This is a genomic window from Aminobacter sp. P4_H6_2, from assembly GCF_056400805.1.
In genome coordinates this window covers 1-5,022 of the sequence record NZ_JBFUKO010000393.1, presented here as the reverse complement: position 1 = coordinate 5,022, position 5,022 = coordinate 1, and the positions used below count along the sequence as shown (strand labels likewise).

The 5,022-nt window shown below is 61.3% G+C and carries 6 protein-coding genes; 2 read left to right on the top strand and 4 right to left on the bottom strand.

Annotated features, from left to right (window positions below):
- Positions 1–29 precede the first annotated feature (29 nt).
- The gene (locus AC1DUU_RS22610; protein ID WP_476785628.1) at positions 30–359 is read right to left on the bottom strand and encodes a DMT family transporter; all 330 of its coding nucleotides are present in this window, start codon (positions 357–359) and stop codon (positions 30–32) included.
- A gap of 88 nt (positions 360–447) precedes the next feature.
- Between AC1DUU_RS22610 and AC1DUU_RS22605 the strand changes: the two genes are divergently transcribed.
- The gene (locus tag AC1DUU_RS22605) at positions 448–879 is read left to right on the top strand and encodes an HIT family protein (RefSeq protein WP_476785627.1); all 432 of its coding nucleotides are present in this window, start codon (positions 448–450) and stop codon (positions 877–879) included.
- Between the two features lie 81 nt (positions 880–960).
- Here the strand turns inward: AC1DUU_RS22605 and AC1DUU_RS22600 are convergent, their stop codons facing one another.
- On the bottom strand, positions 961–1,311 hold the full coding sequence (locus AC1DUU_RS22600) for an AzlD domain-containing protein (protein ID WP_476785626.1): 351 nt from the start codon (positions 1,309–1,311) through the stop codon (positions 961–963).
- Positions 1,308–2,054, bottom strand: a complete 747-nt coding sequence (locus AC1DUU_RS22595) for an AzlC family ABC transporter permease (RefSeq protein WP_476785625.1) — start codon at positions 2,052–2,054, stop codon at positions 1,308–1,310. The genes AC1DUU_RS22600 and AC1DUU_RS22595 overlap by 4 nt, the downstream gene beginning before the upstream one ends.
- A 192-nt stretch (positions 2,055–2,246) precedes the next feature.
- Between AC1DUU_RS22595 and AC1DUU_RS22590 the strand changes: the two genes are divergently transcribed.
- Positions 2,247–3,497, top strand: coding sequence for a GGDEF domain-containing protein (locus tag AC1DUU_RS22590; protein WP_476785624.1), 1,251 nt, complete (start codon positions 2,247–2,249; stop codon positions 3,495–3,497).
- 59 nt (positions 3,498–3,556) lie between these two features.
- Here AC1DUU_RS22590 and AC1DUU_RS22585 read toward each other — a convergent pair.
- On the bottom strand, positions 3,557–5,022 hold a 1,466-nt coding region (locus tag AC1DUU_RS22585), incomplete at its 5' end, for an AAA family ATPase (protein ID WP_476785623.1).

The window sequence follows — 5,022 nt, the reverse complement described above, 5'->3', positions numbered from 1 at the left end:
CGGCCCGTTCCGACGCGACTGATCTGCGGTCAGTGCGCGACTGATTTCGAAAACAGGTTGATGACGATGACGCCGGCCATGATCAGGGCAATTCCAAGCAGCGCAGGCAGGTCGAGCGACTGGCGGAACCAGACCCAGGCAATCGCCGTGATGAAGACGATGCCGGCACCCGACCACATCGCGTAGACAATGCCGACAGGCATCACTTTCAGGACCAGCGACAGGAAATAGAAGGCGGCTGCGTAGCCTGCGACCGTGACAAGCGATGGCAAAAGCCTCGTGAACCCTTGTGTTTCCTTGAGCGCCGAAGTGGCGACGACCTCAAAGGCCACCGCAATGATCAGGTAGATATAGGTCAACTCTGCTCCTCTCGGCCTCTCGCGGCTTGACGTCCGCAGCACCAGCGCCGAAACATCGACCACGAAACCGCAGCAAACGGGATAGGCCATGTCGAGCACCGCGTACGATCCAACCAACATCTTTGCCAAGATTCTGCGCGGCGAAATCCCCTCGCACCGGGTTTATGAAGACGAGGCGGTGGTGGCTTTCATGGACGTGATGCCGCAAGGCACCGGTCATACGCTCGTGGTCCCCAAGGCTCCCTCCCGCAACCTGCTCGACGCCGACCCTGCGACGCTCGGCCAACTCACCATTGCCGTCCAGAAGCTGGCCAAGGCGGTCAAGGCTTCTTTTGCAGCCGACGGCGTGACGGTCATGCAGTTCAACGAACCCGCGTCCGGACAGACGGTCTACCACCTGCACGTCCACGTCATCCCGCGCTTCGAAGGCGTGCCGCTCAAGCCGCATACAGGCGAGATGGAAAAGCCCGACGTTCTGGCGGCGAACGCGGAGAAGATCAAGGCAGCGCTGAAGGCCTGAACATCGAAATCACAGAACGCTTTCAGATAGCCGCGTCCACCCGCGTTGCGGTCGCTGGCGCCAGCGTCACCATCTTAGCCGCTAGGTCGAAAGCCACATCCCCGCCAGCAAGATCACTTCGGCTGCGATAATGCCGACCAGTATCTTTCGCCCGAGAAAAAGGTAGGCAAGAAAGCCGCAGGCGGCGGCGGCGATGCGCAGCGCCAGTGCCGTGTCGGCAAGCGCTCCACTGGGAAATACGATCAGATTGCCAATGACGGCGGCAACGAGCGCAGTGGCGAGCGCGCGTACCAGCACCAGAAGATCCGAGTCCTCGGAGATACGATCGCCAAGATACACGCCGAGGAAACGCCAGGCATCGGTGGCCAGCCACCCGCCAACAAGGATGAACAGGAACGGCCACCACCAGGTGTCGATTGAGTCGAAGGTCATGCCGGCGCTCTCCGACGCGACAGGCGGTGGAAGGCAAAGGCCGCGCCCCCGCCGATGAGCCCGGCTCCGAGCAGGTCGAAGCCAGGCACGACAAGGTGGAGCAGCGGGCCAAGGATGAGCCCCAGGACCATCGCCACATGCCCTGCCCGCTCGCGCGCCGAACCCCACAGCGAAGTCAGGAAATACATCGGCGTGAGCAGGAAGAGCGCGGCGGAGACTGCCGGCGGCAGGCTGTCGGCAAGAAGATAAACGACGCCCGCGACAAGCATGTTGAACAGCACAAGCGTCGAGCCGAGCCCGGCATAATAGCTGGTGCGCAGCTCGCGCGGGATGCCGCGCAGCCGCTCCATGGCCAGCACCCAGGAGGTGACGGCAACGAAATGCGACAAGAAATAAAGCACCCAGCGCGGTGTTTTCGGTCCGCGAAGCTCGGGCACGAGCACCACCACCATGGGCGTCAGCCGGATCGACGACAGCGCGACGGCAAAGGCCGCCGCGGGCAGCGACGCGCCCGACAGTATCGCGCCGATCAGTACGACCTTGGCCGGCAGCGCCCACACCATGCCGACCATGAAGACGGTCTGGGCGAGCGTCAGCCCCGCCTCCTTGGCAAGCCCGGCAAACCCGATGAAGGCGCTGGCCAGGATCAGGCCAGGGACGGAGAAAGCTGCGCGAGCACCGCGCAGATACCACAAGCGGCGTGTCGAAATACCAGGCGATGAAGATGCGTCGTCAGCAAGCATTGCCGAGGCGCATAGCATGGGCAATCGGACAAGTCAGCGTTTAGTCTTTTTGGCGCAATGACTTGCGGCTTGTGACCGCAAAGGCAGCGATCGCGATGTCATGGCAACGACTGGAGAAAGGTGGATTTTAACGGTTTACGCACGGTCATTGTGCAGGTACGCGTTCTATGGGACGCGAGGAACAGCCACATCATGACAGGTGCATTTCTGCTCGTTTTGCAGGCGCTCATATACTTCGTGACCATGGCCGCGGTGTTCCATTCCCGCCACAGATATGGCATCGGGATCTTCGTTTGCGTGCTTGGGGTGATGCACTTCCTCGAGACCTATCTGGCGGCAGTTTTCTTCGTGCAACTGCCCTTCGGCCTGATCTCGCCGGGCTCGACGGTGATGTTTTCAGGCAAGCTGATGATTTTCTTGCTGCTCTACATCAAAGAGGACGCCGAGACTGTGCGCCAACCGATCTACGGGCTGTTGATCGGCAATTGCCTGATGGTGGCGCTGGCCTTGGTCCTGCGCCTCTATGGCGATGTCGCGGAGATGCCTGGACACCAGCCGGACCTGACCTTTCTGGACGACATGGGCGTCCTGATGATCTGGGGCACTGCCCTGCTCTTCCTGGACACCATCGCGCTCATCCTGATCTATGAAAAACTCGGGCAGCGCATCGCCAACACGCTGTTCAAGCGCATTTTTCTCAGCGCAGCGCTTGTGCTCTCATTCGACCAGCTGATGTTCTTTTTCGGGCTTCATCTCGTGTCAGGCGTGCCTTTCAGCGCGCTCTACGGCGGCTGGATCGCCAAGATGGCGGCGGCAGCACTTTATAGCGCGCTGCTTGTCATCTATCTCCGCTATATCGAAACCAGCCCGACACTGGCAGGCCCCGAGCCTCTGCTGAGGGTGTTCGACAGGCTGACATTCCGCCACCGCTACGAGGACCTGCTGCAGAAGACCGGCAAGGACACGCTGACAGGCACAAGCGACCGAGGCCAGTTCGAGACGGTTGCGCAGTCGCTAATCGATCGGGCGCTGACGGATCGCAAACCAGTGAGCCTGTTGATGATCGACATCGATCACTTCAAGMGCATCAACGACCAGCACGGACATGTGGCGGGAGACAAGGTGCTCAAGGATGTCGCGCGTTCGTTGACCAGCTCGCTGCGCAGCGGCGACCGTCTGTTCCGCTACGGTGGCGAGGAGTTTGTAGCCGTCTGCCAGGATCTGAACGCCGGCGACGCTGCGATCCTCGCCGAGCGCCTGCGCGCCGCGGTCGAAGCCACAGCCTTCACCGAGCCCGGATTGCGCGCCACCGTAAGCATAGGTGTGGCGACCGTAGACGGCGGACCGATATCGGCGGAGCAGATGATCAGGGAAGCTGACACATGGCTTTATCGTGCGAAGAGGCTCGGGAGAAATCGCGTCGAGAGTCCAGTAGTCGCCTGAGCACCAGAACCCTGACAGCAAAAAAGAAGCCCCGTTTCCGGGGCTTCTTCGTTTTGAGATCAACCCTTGCGGGGAAGTTGCGGAACCAGGCTGCGCTTGCCGCCATCCTTGCCCTTGGGATCGGGCCTGGGTTTCGACGACGCCACAATTTTTTTGGCGACCGGCTTCTTGGCAGAGGCCTTCTTGAGCTTCGGACGGTCGGCCGGGTCTTCCTTCTTCGGCTTGACCGGCACTTCGTCGGCAAGTGTCTCGAGCTTCAGGCCGGTCTCGCCGGTTTCCTTCTTCTCGACGGTGACACGTACCGTGCCGCCCTTCCTGAGCTTTCCAAACAGAACTTCGTCGGCTAGCGGCTTCTTGATGTGCTCCTGGATGACGCGGCCAAGCGGACGCGCGCCCATGCGTTCGTCGTAACCCTTTTCGGCGAGCCAGGCGATGGCATCCGGCGACAGGTCGAAGGTCACGCCACGCTCGGAAAGCTGCGCTTCCAGCTGCATGACGAATTTCTGCACGACCTGATGCACGACCGGCACCGGCAGCGAGCCGAACGGGATGATGGCATCGAGGCGGTTACGGAACTCCGGCGTGAACAGCCGGTTGATCGCCTCGACATCGTCGCCTTCGCGTTTTGTCGAACCGAAACCGATCGCCGCGCGTTGCGCGTCCGACGCGCCCGCGTTCGTCGTCATGATCAGGATGACATTGCGGAAGTCGATCTGCTTGCCGTTGTGGTCGGTCAGCTTGCCGTGGTCCATGACCTGCAACAGGATGTTGAACAGGTCGGGATGGGCCTTTTCCACCTCATCGAGCAGCAGCACGCAATGCGGATGCTGGTCGAYSYSGTCGGTCAGCAGACCACCCTGGTCGAAGCCGACATAGCCGGGAGGCGCGCCAATCAACCGCGAAACGGTGTGGCGTTCCATATATTCCGACATGTCGAAGCGGATCAGCTCGACGCCCAGCGACAAGGCCAGCTGCTTTGCCACTTCGGTCTTGCCGACGCCGGTCGGGCCGGAGAACAGGTAAGAGCCGATCGGCTTTTCCGGTTCGCGCAGGCCCGCACGCGCCAGCTTGATCGCCGAGGTAAGGGCGGTGATCGCGGTATCCTGACCGTAGACGACACGCTGCAGTTCGACCTCGAGGCCGGCCAGCACCTTTTCGTCGTCGGCGGAGACAGTCTTGGGCGGGATGCGCGCCATGGTGGCGATCGTCGCTTCGATCTCCTTGATGCCGATGGTCTTCTTGCGCTTGTTTTCCGGCAGCAACATCTGCGAGGCACCCGTCTCATCGATCACGTCGATCGCCTTGTCGGGCAGCTTGCGGTCGTTGATGTAGCGCGCCGAAAGCTCGACGGCGGCCTTGATCGCCTCGTTGGTGAACTTGACCTTGTGGAATTCCTCATAATAGGGCTTGAGGCCCTTCATGATCTCGATGGCGTCSTCGAYSGTCGGCTCRTTGACGTCGATCTTCTGGAAGCGCCGCACCAGAGCGCGGTCCTTCTCGAAGAACTGGCGGAACTCCTTGTAGG